This window comes from Paenibacillus sanguinis 2301083 = DSM 16941 (assembly GCF_000374825.1).
Taxonomy (GTDB): Bacteria; Bacillota; Bacilli; order Paenibacillales; family Paenibacillaceae; genus Fontibacillus; species Fontibacillus sanguinis.
This window is the reverse complement of the sequence record NZ_KB895396.1, coordinates 33,316-48,213: the sequence shown is the minus strand read 5'-3', so window position 1 is coordinate 48,213 and position 14,898 is coordinate 33,316. Positions and strand designations below refer to the sequence as shown.

Here is a 14,898-nt window from a genome sequence, read left to right as displayed (position 1 = left end):
ATGTATGGAGCTGACAGGTACTAATCGGTCGAGGGCTTATCCAAAATATCACTCTGAAGAGTGGCGTCAGGCTGAGCAAGCCGTGAAGAGCACTCCAAGAGAACTAACACGCAAAGACGTTTCGTATCCAGTTTTCAAGCGATTAAACGCTTGAATCGTTTGGTGGCGATGGCGGAGGGGTTCCACACGTACCCATCCCGAACACGACCGTTAAGCCCTCCAGCGCCGATGGTACTTGGACCGAAGGGTCCTGGGAGAGTAGGACGTTGCCAAGCAAAGACGAGAAGCACTGCCGATCATAAATCGGCGGTGCTTTTTTGCTTATGTTTATAAGCATGAATTTGGACGTAGTGAATATAAGAGAGAGTGCTTGATGGGGATGAAATATTATCCAAAAAGGGGCTGAAATGACGGGTTTGTGCGCCTTGAATAGACAGGCGTATGCGGTGGAAAGTCGTTGGCTTGTTTGGCTGCGGTTGTCCTTGACAGCCTATAGGGCCTTTGCTAAACTTGGCATAATATATTTTCGTAAGTAGCTCTAAGGCGCAAAAGGTTGCTGCGATGGAGCTGCTTTTCGTGCTATTACGTCGCAGACGTTTTTTCTTTGGATTCGGGACAAACCGCTCCATCCAGAGGTTCCTGATTTTGCAAGAGAAACAGCCGGGATATGGCCCGACAATCCAATAGTCTAAAGGAGGATAATTCACGGTGTGGGAAAGTAAATTTAACAAAGAGGGCTTAACATTTGATGATGTGCTTCTGGTTCCCCGTAAATCTGAAGTACTGCCTAAAGAGGTAAGTGTGTCTACTAGCTTGAGCGATAAGGTTAAGCTTAATATTCCGCTGATTAGTGCGGGCATGGATACGGTGACCGAGTCGGCATTGGCTATTGCCATTGCTCGCGAAGGTGGTCTTGGCATCATTCATAAAAACATGCCCATCGAACAACAAGCTGAGGAAGTAGATCGTGTCAAACGTTCGGAGAGTGGTGTAATTACAAATCCTTTCTCTCTGACTCCGGACCATCTGGTCTCGGATGCTGAGGAAGTGATGGGTAAATTCCGCATTTCCGGGGTTCCCATTGTGAATGAAGAGAATAAGCTTGTAGGTATTTTGACCAATCGCGATTTACGCTTTGTGCATGACTATAGTATTAAGATCAGTGAAGTGATGACGCGTGATGAACTGGTTACTGCTCCGGTAGGGACGACTTTACAAGAAGCAGAAGGCATCTTGCAGAAGCACAAAATCGAGAAGCTTCCGTTAGTAGATCAACAAGGCATTCTGAAGGGACTTATCACTATCAAGGATATTGAGAAAGCCATCCAATTTCCGAATGCAGCGAAGGACGCTCAAGGACGATTGTTGGTGGGAGCTGCGGTCGGGATTTCCAAGGATACGTTCGATCGAACCGATGCTCTGGTTAAGGCGGGCGTAGATGTTATCACTGTCGATTCGGCGCATGGCCATCACATCAACATTCTAGAGGCTGTAGCAGAGCTGCGCAAACGTTATCCGGAACTGACCATCATTGCGGGCAACGTTGCGACGGGTGAGGCCACGAGAGCCTTGATTGAAGCTGGTGCATCGGTCGTCAAGGTTGGAATTGGACCAGGATCGATCTGCACTACGCGTGTCATTGCCGGGATTGGCGTACCGCAAATTACGGCAGTTTACGATTGTGCGACAGTAGCCCGCGAGTACGGTATTCCGATTATTGCCGACGGCGGTATCAAGTATTCCGGTGAGATCACAAAGGCGGTTGCAGCCGGGGCACACGCGGTGATGCTGGGTAGCTTGTTTGCCGGTACGGAGGAAAGCCCGGGAGAGACAGAAATCTACCAGGGCCGCCGCTATAAAGTGTACAGAGGCATGGGCTCCATGGGGGCTATGAAGCAAGGCAGTAAGGATCGTTATTTCCAGGATGATGATAAGAAGCTGGTTCCGGAAGGTATTGAAGGACGCGTTGCTTACAAAGGTCCTATTGCCGACACCATTCATCAAATGATCGGCGGCTTGCGTGCAGGCATGGGATATTGCGGAACCGGCACATTGGACGAGCTCCGCAATGACACCCAGTTCATTCGTATCACCGGGGCTGGCTTGCGTGAAAGCCATCCGCATGATGTACAAATCACGAAGGAAGCACCGAACTACTCGCTATAATTATTACAGACCATAATTTTCCACATAAGGCAGGGTGATTTTCACCCTGCTTGTCTTTTTTTGTAGATACCCCTGTGATAGAATAGATAAAGCAAATGAAAGAATACGAGAGGAGCTTTTAAGGGCATTGAAACTCAAATTATTAAAATCTAAAACTATGACAACCAAGCAGCGCTTCCTGCGCAAGAGCGTAGCTTCCGTACTGCTGCTGAACTTGCTATGTTCTTCTCTCGTACCGGCGCTGGCGTTGGCGGAAGGCGAGCAGACCGAAACAGGAACGAACCAAACGACAACCACGGAGCAGACTTCGACACAGAATGCGGCAACCATTCCTTCGGTGGAGTCACTAGGACTGGAAGTGAAATCGGCGATCTTGATGGAGGTCTCTTCTGGACAAGTATTATTAAATGTGAATGCGGAGCAGCCGTTTCCTCCGGCAAGCATGACGAAAATGATGACCGAATATATTGTTGCCGATCTCGTCAAGCAAGGTAAATTCAGTTGGGACGATGTGGTTACGGTGCAGGAAAATGCAGCCGAGACTATAGGTTCCCGGATTTTTCTGGCTAAGGGAGACCAACATACGATAAGAGAGTTATATATTGCCATGGCGGTGGGATCAGCAAATGATGCCACAGTCGCGTTGGCTGAGCACGTCGCTGGTTCTGAGCAAAATTTTATTAAGATGATGAACGATGAGGCCAAGCGTATGGGGATGAAGACGGCTCATTTTGCCAACTCTACAGGACTCGACATTGCGGATATGCCGGAGAAGTTCCGAACCCCTGGCGATCAGGAGACGGTGATGTCTGCACTGGATGCAGCGATTTTGGCCCGGTATATCGTAACCGACCATCCTGATTTTGCTGAGTTCACAGCACTTCCGTCTTACCAGTTTAGAAAACGCGACAAATCACCCATTATCAATTATAACTGGATGCTGGAATCGAACAAAAATGTGACGAACTTCAAGCAGTTTGCTTACGAAGGTTTGGATGGCTTGAAAACGGGCCACACAAGCAATGCAGGCAATAACTTTACTGGTACGGCCGTTCGCGATGGAGTAAGAATGATCAGCGTTGTAATGGGGACAGCTACAGATAAGGCTCGATTTGTTGAAACCCGTAAAGTGCTCGATTATGGCTTTAATCATTTTGAAACGAAGCAAATCGTAGCACCCAAGACAACGGTGGTTGGTACCGAGACTGTAACCATAAAGAAAGCCAAGAATACGAAAATTCCGGTTGTTACGGATCAGGCGGTCAGCTTTGTGGTCCCGAAAGGCGTGGATACCAGCGCAGTAAAAGCTCAGGCTACGCTAGTGGATGAAACCGAGCTTGTAGCTCCATTACAGCAAGGTACGAAGGTAGGGACTGTAAAATACACCTTTAAAGCTCCAGGGATGGAACAGGAGTTGGAGAAGACGGTCAACCTAATTACGGTGGAGGATGCGGAGAAGGCAGGCTGGTTCAAGCTGATGATGCGGGCGATTGGACAATTTTTCAGCGATATGTTCAATGGAATTAAGAACCTGTTCTAATGAACAGGAGTCAAATCCGAGTAAAAGAGTTGTATTTTCAGGGCGATTATTGTAGAATAATAAGTTAGATTATTATCGGGGGGATTGGACATGGAAACAGGAACATCGCGTGTAAAAAGAGGTATGGCTGAAATGCAAAAGGGTGGCGTTATAATGGACGTCATGAATGCCGAGCAGGCTAAGATTGCTGAAGCGGCTGGAGCAACCGCCGTTATGGCACTGGAGCGTGTTCCTTCCGATATTCGGGCAGCGGGTGGCGTGGCCCGTATGGCGGATCCTACGATCGTTGAAGAGGTAATGAAGGTCGTATCCATTCCGGTTATGGCTAAGGCACGGATCGGTCATTATGTGGAAGCGAAAGTTCTGGAATCGCTTGGGGTAGACTATTTGGATGAAAGTGAAGTGCTGACTCCGGCGGATGAAGTCTTCCATATCGATAAACGTGAATTTACCGTACCGTTCGTTTGTGGAGCGAAGGATTTGGGCGAGGCTCTGCGCCGGATTAGTGAAGGGGCTTCTATGATCCGTACGAAGGGCGAACCGGGAACCGGGAACATTGTCGAAGCGGTACGTCATATGCGCTTGATTAATAGCCAAATTCGCAAGGTGCAAAACTTGTCCAAGGATGAACTGTATGCCGAAGCGAAGAACCTGGGCGTAGCCTATGATCTGTTGCTTGAGGTGCATGAGAATGGGAAGCTGCCAGTAGTCAACTTTGCCGCAGGAGGTGTAGCTACACCGGCTGACGCTGCTTTGATGATGCACTTGGGAGCTGATGGTGTATTTGTAGGTTCTGGTATCTTCAAGTCGGATAGCCCTGAGAAGTTTGCTCGTGCTATTGTAGAAGCGACAACTCATTATACAGATTACAAGCTGATCGCCGAGGTGTCCAAAAACTTGGGTACTCCAATGAAGGGCATCGAAATTTCCAAGCTGTCTCCGGCAGAACGTATGTCTGATCGCGGCTGGTAATTCCTGAATTGCTTCGCTTACTTTATTCATAGCAAGTAGGATATTCACCCCGGCCGTTGTTAACCAATGACCGGGGTACATATAGTTTAGGCTGCCAGAGAAAGAAGGTTTGTCATGAGAGTAGGAGTGTTGGCGCTCCAAGGCGCTGTTGCCGAGCATGTGCGCAGCTTGGAGAAGGCTGGTGTGGAGGGTGTTGCGGTCAAGCATACGCAGGAATTGGCCGAATTGGACGGCTTGATCATTCCTGGCGGGGAAAGCACCACCATTGGCAAATTGATGCGAAAGTATGATTTTATTCAGGCCATTCAGGATTTTTCGGGGCAGGGCAAGCCTGTATTTGGTACCTGTGCAGGTCTGATTGTGATGGCAAAGGAGATCGAGAGCGGTGAAGAAGCGCATCTCGGGTTAATGGATATCAAGGTATCGCGTAACGCCTTTGGACGCCAGAAGGAGAGCTTTGAGACAGATCTTGAGGTAAAAGGGCTGGAGGCTCCGCTTCGCGCCGTGTTTATCCGAGCGCCGTTAATTACGGCAGTAGGAGAAGGAGTCGAGGTATTGTCCGTTTACAAGGATGAGATCGTTACGGCCCGCCAGGGGCATTTGCTAGTATCGTCGTTCCATCCGGAACTGACGGATGATTATTCGCTGCATACGTATTTTGTAGAGATGGTCAAGCAAGCCAAACAGCCGTAAGCAGACCTTGACTCCTTTGATGGGTTAAGGTTTTATCTGTTTATACGGCGTTTCTATATTCCATAGCAGCCTTTCCGTCCGGAGAGTCTTCCAAAGAGAAGGTCGGCAGGTCTGTGCAGGGATGATTCTAGGAGGGACTACTCATGTTAGATGTGAAAGTAATGAGAAATGATTATGCCAGAGTGGAAGATGCGCTAAAACGCCGGGGAAAATCGCTGGATTTAATCGAAGGTTTTCCGCGGTTGGATGAGAAACGCCGTGAGCTGCTTCAAGAGAGTGAGACCTTGAAGAACCGCCGGAACACGGTGTCGGCGGAGGTGGCCCAGCGGAAGAAGAACAAGGAGAACGCGGACGAGTTGATCGGGGAGATGCGTCAGGTCGGTGATCGCATTAAAGAGCTGGACGAGGAAGTTCGGGCATTGGAAGCGGATATTGAAGAGCTGATGCTGTCGATCCCGAATATCCCGCATGAAAGTGTGCCTGTAGGCGCTTCTGAGGAAGAGAATGTAGAAGTGCGCCGTTGGAGTGAGCCGAAGTCCTATGCCTTTGCTCCAAAGGCTCATTGGGATGTGGCGGCGGATCTGGGCATTTTGGATTTTGAAGCAGCGGCCAAGGTAACCGGGTCAAGATTTACCTTCTACAAAGGATTAGGAGCCCGCTTGGAGCGTGCGCTCATTAACTTTATGATGGACTTGCACAGTAATGAACATGGTTATGAAGAGATGCTGCCGCCTTACATTGTTAACCGCGACAGTCTGTATGGAACGGGTCAGCTTCCTAAATTTGAGGAAGACTTGTTCAAGCTATCGGGCGGCAGTGACTATTATCTGATTCCGACGGCTGAGGTACCGGTGACCAACTATCACCGTGACGAGATTTTGAATGCTGAGGATTTGCCGCGCAAATATGTGGCCTACAGCTCTTGCTTCCGATCGGAGGCTGGGGCCGCCGGGCGTGATACCCGCGGGTTGATTCGTCAGCATCAGTTCAATAAGGTAGAAATGATCAAAATTGTGCACCCGGATCATTCGTATGAGGAATTGGAAACGATGACCGCCAACGCCGAACGCGTGCTGCAATTGCTCAATCTGCCGTATCGGGTTCTGGCCTTGTGCACGGGTGATATGAGCTTTACCTCGGCTAAAACCTACGATCTGGAGGTCTGGCTGCCGGAAAGTGGAGTTTACCGTGAAATTTCGTCATGCTCTAATGTTGAGGATTTCCAGGCGCGCCGGGCCAATATTCGATTCCGTCCGGAGCCGAAGGCTAAGCCGGAATTTGTGCATACACTCAACGGCTCCGGGTTGGCCGTAGGCAGAACCGTTGCCGCTATTCTGGAGAACTACCAGCAGGAGGATGGCAGTGTGGAAATTCCGGAAGTGCTGCGTCCATACATGGGTAATATTGAGAAGATCACAAAGAAAAAATAACTTGCATAATCAGTGCTTTGTATGGTAGAATCTGATTTGTTACGCTAATCGGATTCACCTTTGGAGAGGTACCGAAGTGGTCATAACGGGGCGGTCTTGAAAACCGTTAGGGTGCAAGCCCACGTGGGTTCGAATCCCACCCTCTCCGCCATATATATCGTCGAACCAGAGAGCAGAGATGCTCTCTTTTTTTATGCATAAAGAAGGCTGTTTCATCACACATTAAGCCTGTGTATGAACAATCTCCAAGGATGTTCATCATTTTGTATAAGAAGAGAGGATGAAACTGCTATGACTAAGCCTCAGACGTATCAGACTGCCGGCTCCGAGAACGAATCAGATCGCAAGCGTGAGCGGCACGAGGAGAAGAACGGGCAAGAGCCGTTGTCAGGCTCCAAAAAAGTAAAAAATCAAAATCATGTGGATCACCATAATCCACAAGGATAATTCGATGCTTTTCTCGCAACCCTCAGCCTTCGGCTGGGGGTTTTAGTGTCACTTCCGTTGTTAACGGCACTTAGCCACTCCTTGTGTATAATATAGAAATCACAAGACAGGAAGGGAATAAAATGTCATAATATAGATAAGTGTCTTAAGCCGTAGCAATAGTGCACGGGAACATAAGAGGCAGCCAAAAGGCAGAATGAACGCGAAAGGATCGTGATGCTTATGAACGTAATCAATCCAAGCCATGTTACGGACAATGACACCGCGACACAGGTTCGGCAACATAAACAACGCTCCATGCGGAGCGTGATGTTCAGAACATTGTTTATTGTCATCGGAGCCATGATTGTTTCAGTTGCTTTGGAGCTATTTCTGGTCCCTAACAAAATTACCGATGGCGGTATAACCGGTATATCCGTCATGACCTCGTATTTATTGGAGTTACCGCTGGGGATCTTTCTCTTTCTGTTTAATCTTCCATTCTTGATTATTGGCTACAAGCAAATTGGCAAGACGTTTGCTATATCCACGTTGATAGGTATTTCGATCATGTCTCTAGGTACGGCATTATTGCATCCGGTAGAGCCTTTTGTGACGGATACGCTATTGGCATTTGTCTTTGGCGGTATTTTGCTGGGTTTGGGGACAGGACTGGTTATACGCTTTGGCGGATCGCTTGATGGGACGGAGATTGTGGCTATTCTGATTTCCCGAAAGACGCCCTTTTCCGTGGGTGAAGTGATTATGTTCTTCAACTTCTTCATTCTGCTCTCTGCTGGTTTTGTATTTGGTTGGGAACGAGCCTTGTTCTCGCTGTTGGCTTATTTTATTGCTTACAAGACGATTGATATCGTCGTGGATGGATTGGATGAATCCAAATCCGTCTGGATTATCAGTGATCAAATTGATGAGATCGGGGATGCAATCCTGAGCCGTTTGGGTCGTGGAGTTACTTATTTGTCAGGCGAGGGGGGCTTCTCGGGGGACCCGAAGAGAGTCATCTTCTGTGTGATTACTCGCTTGGAGGAAGCCAAGCTCAAGGAAATTGTTAATTACTATGACGAGCATGCATTTCTGGCAGTGGGAAATATCCATGATGTTAAGGGGGGACGCTTCAAGAAAAAAGCGATTCACTGATACACCGAAATGTACCCCAAATGATATGTAACTATAGAAATGAAGCCCGTAGGAGGGTTTATGTTTAAGAGAAGTGTAACAATTACTTTGCTATTTGCGTTCGCGTTGATGCTTATTGCACCTGGCTGTACAGGGCAAAAGGCAGCGAAGGATGCCTTAAGCCTCGCTGTTAGCAAGATCGTTGAGGCAGATTCCTATGTGCTGGAGAGCCAAATTGAAGTATTGAGCGTGGAGCTGGACTTGGAAACCGCTGAAAAAGAAGTGGAAGAAGCAGAACCCACAGGTTCGTCAGAATTGTCAGCATGGAGTATACTTCTGCCTTGGCTAAAGGATGCCGACATTCGAGTGCGGCAGATATACCATAAGGAGCCGGCCCAAGCTGAGGCATTGCTGGAGATCAAGCTCCAGGGCAAAATGGCTATTACGGTGACCATTCCTTTAATCATCACTCCGGACAAGCTATATGTTCAGTTGCCAAGCACGCCGCTGCTCCCCATGCCGGAAGAACTGGCAGGGCAGTTCATAACGCTTGATTTCAAGGAGCTTGCTCAGCAAAGTGGCCAAGCCGCTACCGAGTTACCACAAGTGAGCGCTGGGGAAGTACAGAATCTTGGTTCTATATTCATGGCAGCCCTGCTGGCTGGCTATGATGGAGATACCTATTTCAAATATGTCGGGGTAGAGCAAGCCGCGCTACCGGAAGAGGTGCCAGCAAAGCAAGTGGTGCAGTTCGCAGTAAGCAATAATGAGGCGAAGCAAGCGCGAGAGGTTCTTAAAGGTCAGGTTTTGCCGGAAGTGCGGAGTATATGGGAACAAAAGGGATACCCTTTTATGCCCGAAGCTCTGGCTGATGCATTAGTAATTAATACAGTAACGGTTCACACCGCCATAGACGAGCAAAATTACCCTGTCTATACCTCGGGGGAGATGGACCTTACTCTGGATGCTCCAAATGCCCAGGAGAGCGCACGAATCGTCCTGAGGCTGACTCGCCAGTATAGTCAAATCAATGAGCAACCGCCATTTGAAATCGGTATCCCTACGAACCCAATAAGCACAAAGCAATGGCAGGAAGCTATGCATAGCTTCGGTTATTGACATAATATTCCATTTCGCCTATTGACTCTTGAAGTGAGCAGGTCAACATTATATAACCTCCGGCTTTATGTTTTTCCATAGGGCTGGAGGTTTATATGTTTTTAATAGAGGGTTATTTGCTGCGCAGCCTCCGGAAGAAGGTTGTCAGCAGGGAAGCACATTCCTCTTGCATAATGCCATGGGTGACTTCGGTGCGATGGTTGAAGCGCGGCTCCTGCAGCAGATTCATCAATGTACCAGCACAGCCTGCTTTGGGGTCGGGTGCTCCATAGATGACATGAGGCACGCGGCATTGGACTATGGCCCCGGCACACATAGGGCAGGGCTCTAGCGTTACGTAGAGACGACAGTGGAGCAGCCGCCAAGCCCCAAAATGATTACTGGCTTCGCGAATCGCAATCATCTCTGCGTGGGCGGTGCCATCGTGGGAGCTTTCCCTTAGGTTATGCCCGCGCCCAACTACTTCATCTCCCCAGACAACGATGGCGCCGATGGGTACCTCTCCGATGGCTTCAGCTTTACGAGCTTCCTCGATCGCTTCTGCCATCCAATATTCATGAGAGTGAATCGAGGCGGGGGGCTTGGGAATAAGGGGGGATGAGAACGGCATATCGAAATTCAGCTCCTTCAGATTCGTTAATATCCTCAACATTGTCCAACGAACAAGCATTCGTTGTTAACATGTTGTTAATAACATTGTGCATAAGTGCTGCATTATCCCCAATTTTACTCACATATTATCCAAAGTGCTTGTTAATATGTTAATATATTGTGGATAAATCAACCTGATGTGATTCAATACAATGAGTAACTTTTACTTATTGTAAGAAAGCAATCTAGGGATTTCAATGTCTTTGCATAACATTACATAACAGATAGGATGAGAATAGACAGCCCTGGATTCCCATAGATATCCACATTTATCTTGGAGGTGGGAAGCCACATGAAGATTAAGACCAAGCTCGCTTTAATTATATCTTCTTTTTCTCTGATTATCTTGTCTTTAAATATTGTGATTAGCTTTTTGTTGACCCGTGATAATTTACATAAGGACAGTGAAGATAATATGATGCTTACGGCCAATCACATAGCGATTGCTGTCGAGCAGAGTCGGTCGGTCTATAGTTATGTGAAATTGACGTTGGGCGACAAGATGAGTGAGGATATGATTGAACCCGTCCTGCAAATGACCAGCCCGGATCGTATTTGGGAGCGATCACTTACGCGAAACAAAAATTTGTTGGAAATTACCGGAATTGATCCGGGATACACGGATGATAGGCGTTGGTTGTTCGGTACATACAACTATAAAAATGATCAGGTTGTGGATGAGGCTGTTAAAGCGTCGATTGCCCAGAATCGCAGCCTGCTCTATAATACTTGGATCGATGGAAAGCATGTACTGGAGTGCTACGTTCCTATTGCGGCCAGTATGCAGGAGCCCTACGTCATCCGGGTTGTATCGAGCTACGATCCCATTGCAGCGGTGATTGCCGAACAAATTATGAGCCAGATTCTTGTTTCCCTTGGGTTACTCGGTTTGTTGATCCTGGCAAGCTATTGGCTGTCCGGTGGGCTGATTCGCCCAATTCGCCACATCCTTGACCAGGTGAGTGTCCTTTCGGCCGGTCAATTCGAAGCTCGCCTGAAGGTTGGTCGTCATGATGAACTTGGTTTGTTGGCACATAAGATTAATTCCATGGCCGACAATCTGGGGCAGTATATGGCAGAGCTGAAGCAGAAGAACGAAGAGAATCGCTCCATGAAGGAATACATGGAGTCCATCATTAGTCAGACGGCTGATGCAATTCACGTTACGGATGTGCAGGGGAGAGTGTTGCAGGTTAACTCTGCCTTTGAGAGCCTGTATGGTTGGACCAGTGAGGAAATCGTGGGTTCAGTGCTGGACTTTATCCCTTCCTCAGAGCAGGTTGGTCGACCAGTCTGGCAGTATGAGGCGGAAGTCATCAGCAGGTCGGCTTCTGTTCTTGCAGAGACGGTTCGCCTTCGCAAAGATGGTAGCCTGATAGAGGTAAGCATCAGTGTGTCACCGATCTTTAACCAGGAGGGGGAAATCACGGCACTAATCAGTATTTCCCGGGATATGACCGAACACAATAGAATGGACGAGTTGCTTCGTCGCTCGGAGAAGCTTACGACCGTTGGGCAATTGGCGGCGGGAGTTGCGCATGAGATTCGCAATCCGTTAACCACGCTGCGTGGCTTTCTGCAGATGCAACAACGAACGGGTACGATTAATGTTATGCATACCGATGTGATGTTATCGGAATTGGATCGAATCAATTTGATCGTTAGTGAATTTTTAATTTTGGCCAAGCCCCAGGCTGTACAATTTCAAATCAAGGATGTGCGTTTTATCGTGGGTGACGTTACCTCCTTGCTGGATAGTGAAGCGCATTTGCGCAATATTGAATTCAATGTGCTTTTCTCATCGAGTCCTATTCTGGTACACTGTGAAGAGAATCAATTGAAGCAAGTATTTATCAATATTCTAAAGAATGCCATCGAGGCTATGCCTAAGGGCGGAAAGATTATTCTTGATCTGGGGATTGGGAAACATCATGCCGTACTGCGGGTAGTTGATGAGGGCGAGGGCATTGCCAAGGAGCGGCTGCATAAGCTGGGTGAGCCCTTCTATACGAATAAGGAAAAAGGGACCGGACTTGGACTTATGATCAGTCATCGTATCATAGAGGGCCATCGCGGGACAATGGTGATTGAGAGTGAGCTAGGTGAAGGGACTGTTGTAACGATAACGTTGCCGCTGGCACAGCGAGTGGAGCGGGAGGAAAATGAAGTGCAGGCAGATCTCGCCAAATAAGGTGGGTTGCTAAGTACGAAAGGATTAAGAGAGGTTATCTATGCGAATTAATAAATTTATCAGTGAGACAGGATTTTGCTCTCGCAGGGAGGCCGACAAGCTTGTAGAGTCCGGTCAGGTAACGATTAATGGAGTCCAGGCCTTGTTGGGCAGCCAAGCGGAGCAGGGAGACGATGTACGGGTTAATGGCCGGCCGATTCAGTCGCAACGTACTCGGCATGTCTATATTGCGTTGAACAAGCCGGTTGGCATTACAAGTACGACAGAACGGCATATCAAGGGTAATATTGTAGACTTTGTAGGTCATCAAGAGCGCATATTCCCAATAGGGAGGTTAGACAAGGACTCGGAAGGGCTGATCTTGCTGACTAGTGACGGAGATATCGTCAACAAGATCCTGCGGTCGGAAGGCAAGCATGAGAAGGAGTACATTGTGACGGTGGACAAGCTGATTACTCCGATCTTTACCCGGGCCATGAGTGAAGGCGTGAAAATCCTTGGCGAGAAGACCTTGCCTTGTCAGGTGACACGAGTGACTGAGCGAGTGTTCCGCATTGTGCTGACCGAGGGGAAGAACCGGCAAATCCGCCGTATGTGCAGTGCCCTGGGATATGGAGTCCGCAAGCTGCAGCGCATACGGATTATGAATATTCGCCTGGGACAACAAAAGATCGGCAGTTGGCGTGAGCTAACAGAACAGGAGAAGCAAGAACTCGGCGATGCTTTGAACTACAAGCTAAACTAAATTGTTAAAACCGCATAGCGGAGATACAAAGGAAGGAGCCTGCCATCGGTCACTATGCAGTGAATGGCAGGCTCCTTCTCTTATGTCTCATGGTTTGATTAGTGTGCGGCAGTTACACCTAACTGCTGGCTATTATCCGAATACTTCCGGATGATGGATACTTCCACACGGCGGTTCTGCGCTCGTCCGACCGCCGAGTCGTTCTCGGCTACAGGATGATATTCCCCATAACCGATCGCACTGAATTTCTTCGGGTCCAAATGTTCATTAAGCAGCAGAATTTTCATAAAATTCAAGGCGCGAACGGAACTCAAATCCCAGTTAGAGGGATATTGATAAGTGTTGATTGGCACGTTGTCCGTATGTCCCGAGACGATGACTTCATAATCGGGAAATTGTTGCAGCATGACAGAGATCGCCTTGGCCAACAACCGGGCTTCGGGTTTCACTTCCGCTTCCCCGGAGGGGAACAAGGCTGTGTCACTGATAGTAATCATAAGCTGAGACTGATTGAGGTTCGTATCCAAGTCTTTCGTTAATCCATTTTGCTGAATATAATTGTCCAGTTGTTGCTTCAGGTCCTCCAGATTTTGCTGTTCCTGACGTTTCAACTCATTATGTTTGGAAATCAAATCAGAAGAGGATTCTGGCAAATCTCCCTCACTGTTCGAGGTGTTCGAATTGCTGATCATGGCGTTCTCATCCAGAATGCCTACTCCACCGGTGAGCACGCTGTTGAATGCTTCACTCATCTCCTGAAATTTCTGGGCATCGATGCTACTCATGCCGAACAGTACGATAAAGAGGGCCAGCAATAATGTCATCAAGTCAGAATAGGGCAGCAGCCAGCTCTCGTCGGCGTGCTCCTCATGTTCCTGATGCTTATTCTTTTTGCTCACCTTCACCCGCCCCCTTTTCTAGGATTTTAGCGCGTTCGGAAGGGGTTAAGAACACGGAAAGCTTCTGCTGGATTGCGATGGTGGAGACGCCGGATTGAATCGACAGCAGACCTTCTACCATCATCAGCTTTACTTCCATTTCTTGTTTGGAAAGACGTTTTAATTTGTTGGAAATAGGGTGCCACAAGACATAACCGGTAAAGATACCGAAGACGGTGGCAATAAATGCGCCAGCAATGGCATGGGACAGCTTATCGATATCACTCATATCAGCCAGAGCGGCAATCAAGCCAACTACGGCCCCGAGTACCCCGAGGGTTGGAGCATACATCCCTGCCTGAGCAAATATCAAGGCACCTGCTTTATGGCGTTCTTCTGTAGCGGCAATGTCCTCGGTCAAGACGTCCTGGACGAACTCCTGATCATTACCGTCAATGATCATCCGCATACCGCCGCGGAGGAAGTCATCATTAATTTCATCTACCTTAGCTTCGAGAGCGAGCAGGCCCTCGCGGCGGGTAATCGTAGCCCATTCCATGAATAGGGTTATCAGTTCGCCTTTGCTAATCATTTTAGGTTTGGTAACCGTCAGCTTGAGCAGCTTCGGGAATTTCTTCAACTCCGACATGGGGAAGCCTACGAACAGGGTTGCCGCTGTCCCGACAAATATAATGACAAAAGCTGCGGGGTTTTCAACCAGGGATTCGACAGGCGCGCCTTTTAGAAACATCCCCAAAATAAGAGCGACGAATCCGAGAATAAGACCAATAATTGTTGAAATTTCCATTGTACACCTCGTCCTTGAGATAAATTGATTCCTTTCCTTGCTTCTCCCGCATCCTTGCAGAATAGGCAGTCACTCCATTTGAAACGATGTATCTACTTTATCGACAGAATTCCCTTTTTTTTTAAGGGGTTTTTTCCGGTAT

General features: G+C 48.2%; 13 protein-coding genes, 1 tRNA gene and 1 rRNA gene. 12 read left to right on the top strand and 3 right to left on the bottom strand.

What is annotated here, in order from left to right; genetic code table 11:
• The first annotated feature begins 158 nt into the window (after positions 1 to 158).
• The 10 genes from rrf (at position 159) to C557_RS0120685 (ending at position 9,483) form a co-directional block, all read left to right on the top strand.
• A 5S ribosomal RNA gene (gene rrf, locus C557_RS0120730) occupies positions 159 to 275 on the top strand.
• A 433-nt stretch (positions 276 to 708) separates the two neighbouring features.
• Positions 709 to 2,166 carry an IMP dehydrogenase gene (gene guaB / locus C557_RS0120725; protein ID WP_018753774.1) on the top strand — a complete coding sequence of 486 codons (1,458 nt, stop codon included), beginning with the start codon at positions 709 to 711 and terminating at the stop codon, positions 2,164 to 2,166.
• A 157-nt stretch (positions 2,167 to 2,323) separates the two neighbouring features.
• The gene (locus tag C557_RS0120720; RefSeq protein ID WP_026263604.1) at positions 2,324 to 3,706 is read left to right on the top strand and encodes a D-alanyl-D-alanine carboxypeptidase family protein; all 1,383 of its coding nucleotides are present in this window, start codon (positions 2,324 to 2,326) and stop codon (positions 3,704 to 3,706) included.
• Between the two features lie 90 nt (positions 3,707 to 3,796).
• Complete coding sequence (gene pdxS / locus C557_RS0120715; RefSeq protein ID WP_018753772.1) at positions 3,797 to 4,678, top strand: pyridoxal 5'-phosphate synthase lyase subunit PdxS; 882 nt, start codon at positions 3,797 to 3,799, stop codon at positions 4,676 to 4,678.
• A gap of 114 nt (positions 4,679 to 4,792) precedes the next feature.
• Positions 4,793 to 5,371: a pyridoxal 5'-phosphate synthase glutaminase subunit PdxT gene (gene pdxT, locus C557_RS0120710; protein ID WP_018753771.1), complete on the top strand. Its 579-nt coding sequence runs from the start codon at positions 4,793 to 4,795 to the stop codon at positions 5,369 to 5,371.
• A gap of 143 nt (positions 5,372 to 5,514) precedes the next feature.
• The gene (gene serS, locus C557_RS0120705) at positions 5,515 to 6,801 is read left to right on the top strand and encodes a serine--tRNA ligase (protein WP_018753770.1); all 1,287 of its coding nucleotides are present in this window, start codon (positions 5,515 to 5,517) and stop codon (positions 6,799 to 6,801) included.
• Between the two features lie 62 nt (positions 6,802 to 6,863).
• A tRNA-Ser gene (locus C557_RS0120700) sits at positions 6,864 to 6,952 on the top strand.
• 140 nt (positions 6,953 to 7,092) lie between these two features.
• Positions 7,093 to 7,248, top strand: coding sequence for a small acid-soluble spore protein P (locus C557_RS24625; protein ID WP_018753769.1), 156 nt, complete (start codon positions 7,093 to 7,095; stop codon positions 7,246 to 7,248).
• Positions 7,249 to 7,470: 222 nt separating this feature from the next.
• A complete protein-coding gene (locus tag C557_RS0120690) occupies positions 7,471 to 8,385 on the top strand; it encodes a YitT family protein (protein WP_018753768.1) in 915 nt (304 codons plus the stop codon).
• A 60-nt stretch (positions 8,386 to 8,445) separates the two neighbouring features.
• Positions 8,446 to 9,483, top strand: a complete 1,038-nt coding sequence (locus tag C557_RS0120685) for a hypothetical protein (RefSeq protein WP_018753767.1) — start codon at positions 8,446 to 8,448, stop codon at positions 9,481 to 9,483.
• A 112-nt stretch (positions 9,484 to 9,595) separates the two neighbouring features.
• On the opposite strand, the gene tadA is transcribed toward C557_RS0120685, so the two are convergent.
• Complete coding sequence (tadA, locus tag C557_RS0120680; RefSeq protein WP_018753766.1) at positions 9,596 to 10,093, bottom strand: tRNA adenosine(34) deaminase TadA; 498 nt, start codon at positions 10,091 to 10,093, stop codon at positions 9,596 to 9,598.
• A gap of 333 nt (positions 10,094 to 10,426) precedes the next feature.
• Here tadA and C557_RS0120675 point away from each other — a divergent pair, with 333 nt between their 5' ends.
• Both C557_RS0120675 and C557_RS0120670 read left to right on the top strand, forming a co-directional pair.
• Positions 10,427 to 12,325: an ATP-binding protein gene (locus C557_RS0120675; protein ID WP_018753765.1), complete on the top strand. Its 1,899-nt coding sequence runs from the start codon at positions 10,427 to 10,429 to the stop codon at positions 12,323 to 12,325.
• A 40-nt stretch (positions 12,326 to 12,365) separates the two neighbouring features.
• A complete protein-coding gene (locus C557_RS0120670) occupies positions 12,366 to 13,070 on the top strand; it encodes a pseudouridine synthase (RefSeq protein WP_018753764.1) in 705 nt (234 codons plus the stop codon).
• A gap of 98 nt (positions 13,071 to 13,168) precedes the next feature.
• Here the strand turns inward: C557_RS0120670 and motB are convergent, their stop codons facing one another.
• Positions 13,169 to 13,969, bottom strand: a complete 801-nt coding sequence (gene motB / locus C557_RS0120665; RefSeq protein ID WP_018753763.1) for a flagellar motor protein MotB — start codon at positions 13,967 to 13,969, stop codon at positions 13,169 to 13,171.
• Entirely contained in the window at positions 13,953 to 14,756 is an 804-nt protein-coding gene (gene motA / locus C557_RS0120660) for a flagellar motor stator protein MotA (protein ID WP_018753762.1), read from the bottom strand. Before motA ends, motB begins: the two co-directional genes overlap by 17 nt.
• Between the last annotated feature and the right edge of the window lie 142 nt (positions 14,757 to 14,898).

What these genes read in the sequence shown, in the direction of transcription:
- C557_RS0120720 (WP_026263604.1), top strand. Translation starts at nt 2,324, where the DNA reads ATGACAACCAAGCAGCGCTTCCTGCGCAAGAGCGTAGCTTCCGTACTG.
- pdxS (WP_018753772.1), top strand. Translation starts at nt 3,797, where the DNA reads ATGGAAACAGGAACATCGCGTGTAAAAAGAGGTATGGCTGAAATGCAA.
- pdxT (WP_018753771.1), top strand. Translation starts at nt 4,793, where the DNA reads ATGAGAGTAGGAGTGTTGGCGCTCCAAGGCGCTGTTGCCGAGCATGTG.
- serS (WP_018753770.1), top strand. Translation starts at nt 5,515, where the DNA reads ATGTTAGATGTGAAAGTAATGAGAAATGATTATGCCAGAGTGGAAGAT.
- C557_RS24625 (WP_018753769.1), top strand. Translation starts at nt 7,093, where the DNA reads ATGACTAAGCCTCAGACGTATCAGACTGCCGGCTCCGAGAACGAATCA.
- C557_RS0120690 (WP_018753768.1), top strand. Translation starts at nt 7,471, where the DNA reads ATGAACGTAATCAATCCAAGCCATGTTACGGACAATGACACCGCGACA.
- C557_RS0120685 (WP_018753767.1), top strand. Translation starts at nt 8,446, where the DNA reads ATGTTTAAGAGAAGTGTAACAATTACTTTGCTATTTGCGTTCGCGTTG.
- tadA (WP_018753766.1), bottom strand. Translation starts at nt 10,093, where the DNA reads ATGCCGTTCTCATCCCCCCTTATTCCCAAGCCCCCCGCCTCGATTCAC.
- C557_RS0120675 (WP_018753765.1), top strand. Translation starts at nt 10,427, where the DNA reads ATGAAGATTAAGACCAAGCTCGCTTTAATTATATCTTCTTTTTCTCTG.
- C557_RS0120670 (WP_018753764.1), top strand. Translation starts at nt 12,366, where the DNA reads ATGCGAATTAATAAATTTATCAGTGAGACAGGATTTTGCTCTCGCAGG.
- motA (WP_018753762.1), bottom strand. Translation starts at nt 14,756, where the DNA reads ATGGAAATTTCAACAATTATTGGTCTTATTCTCGGATTCGTCGCTCTT.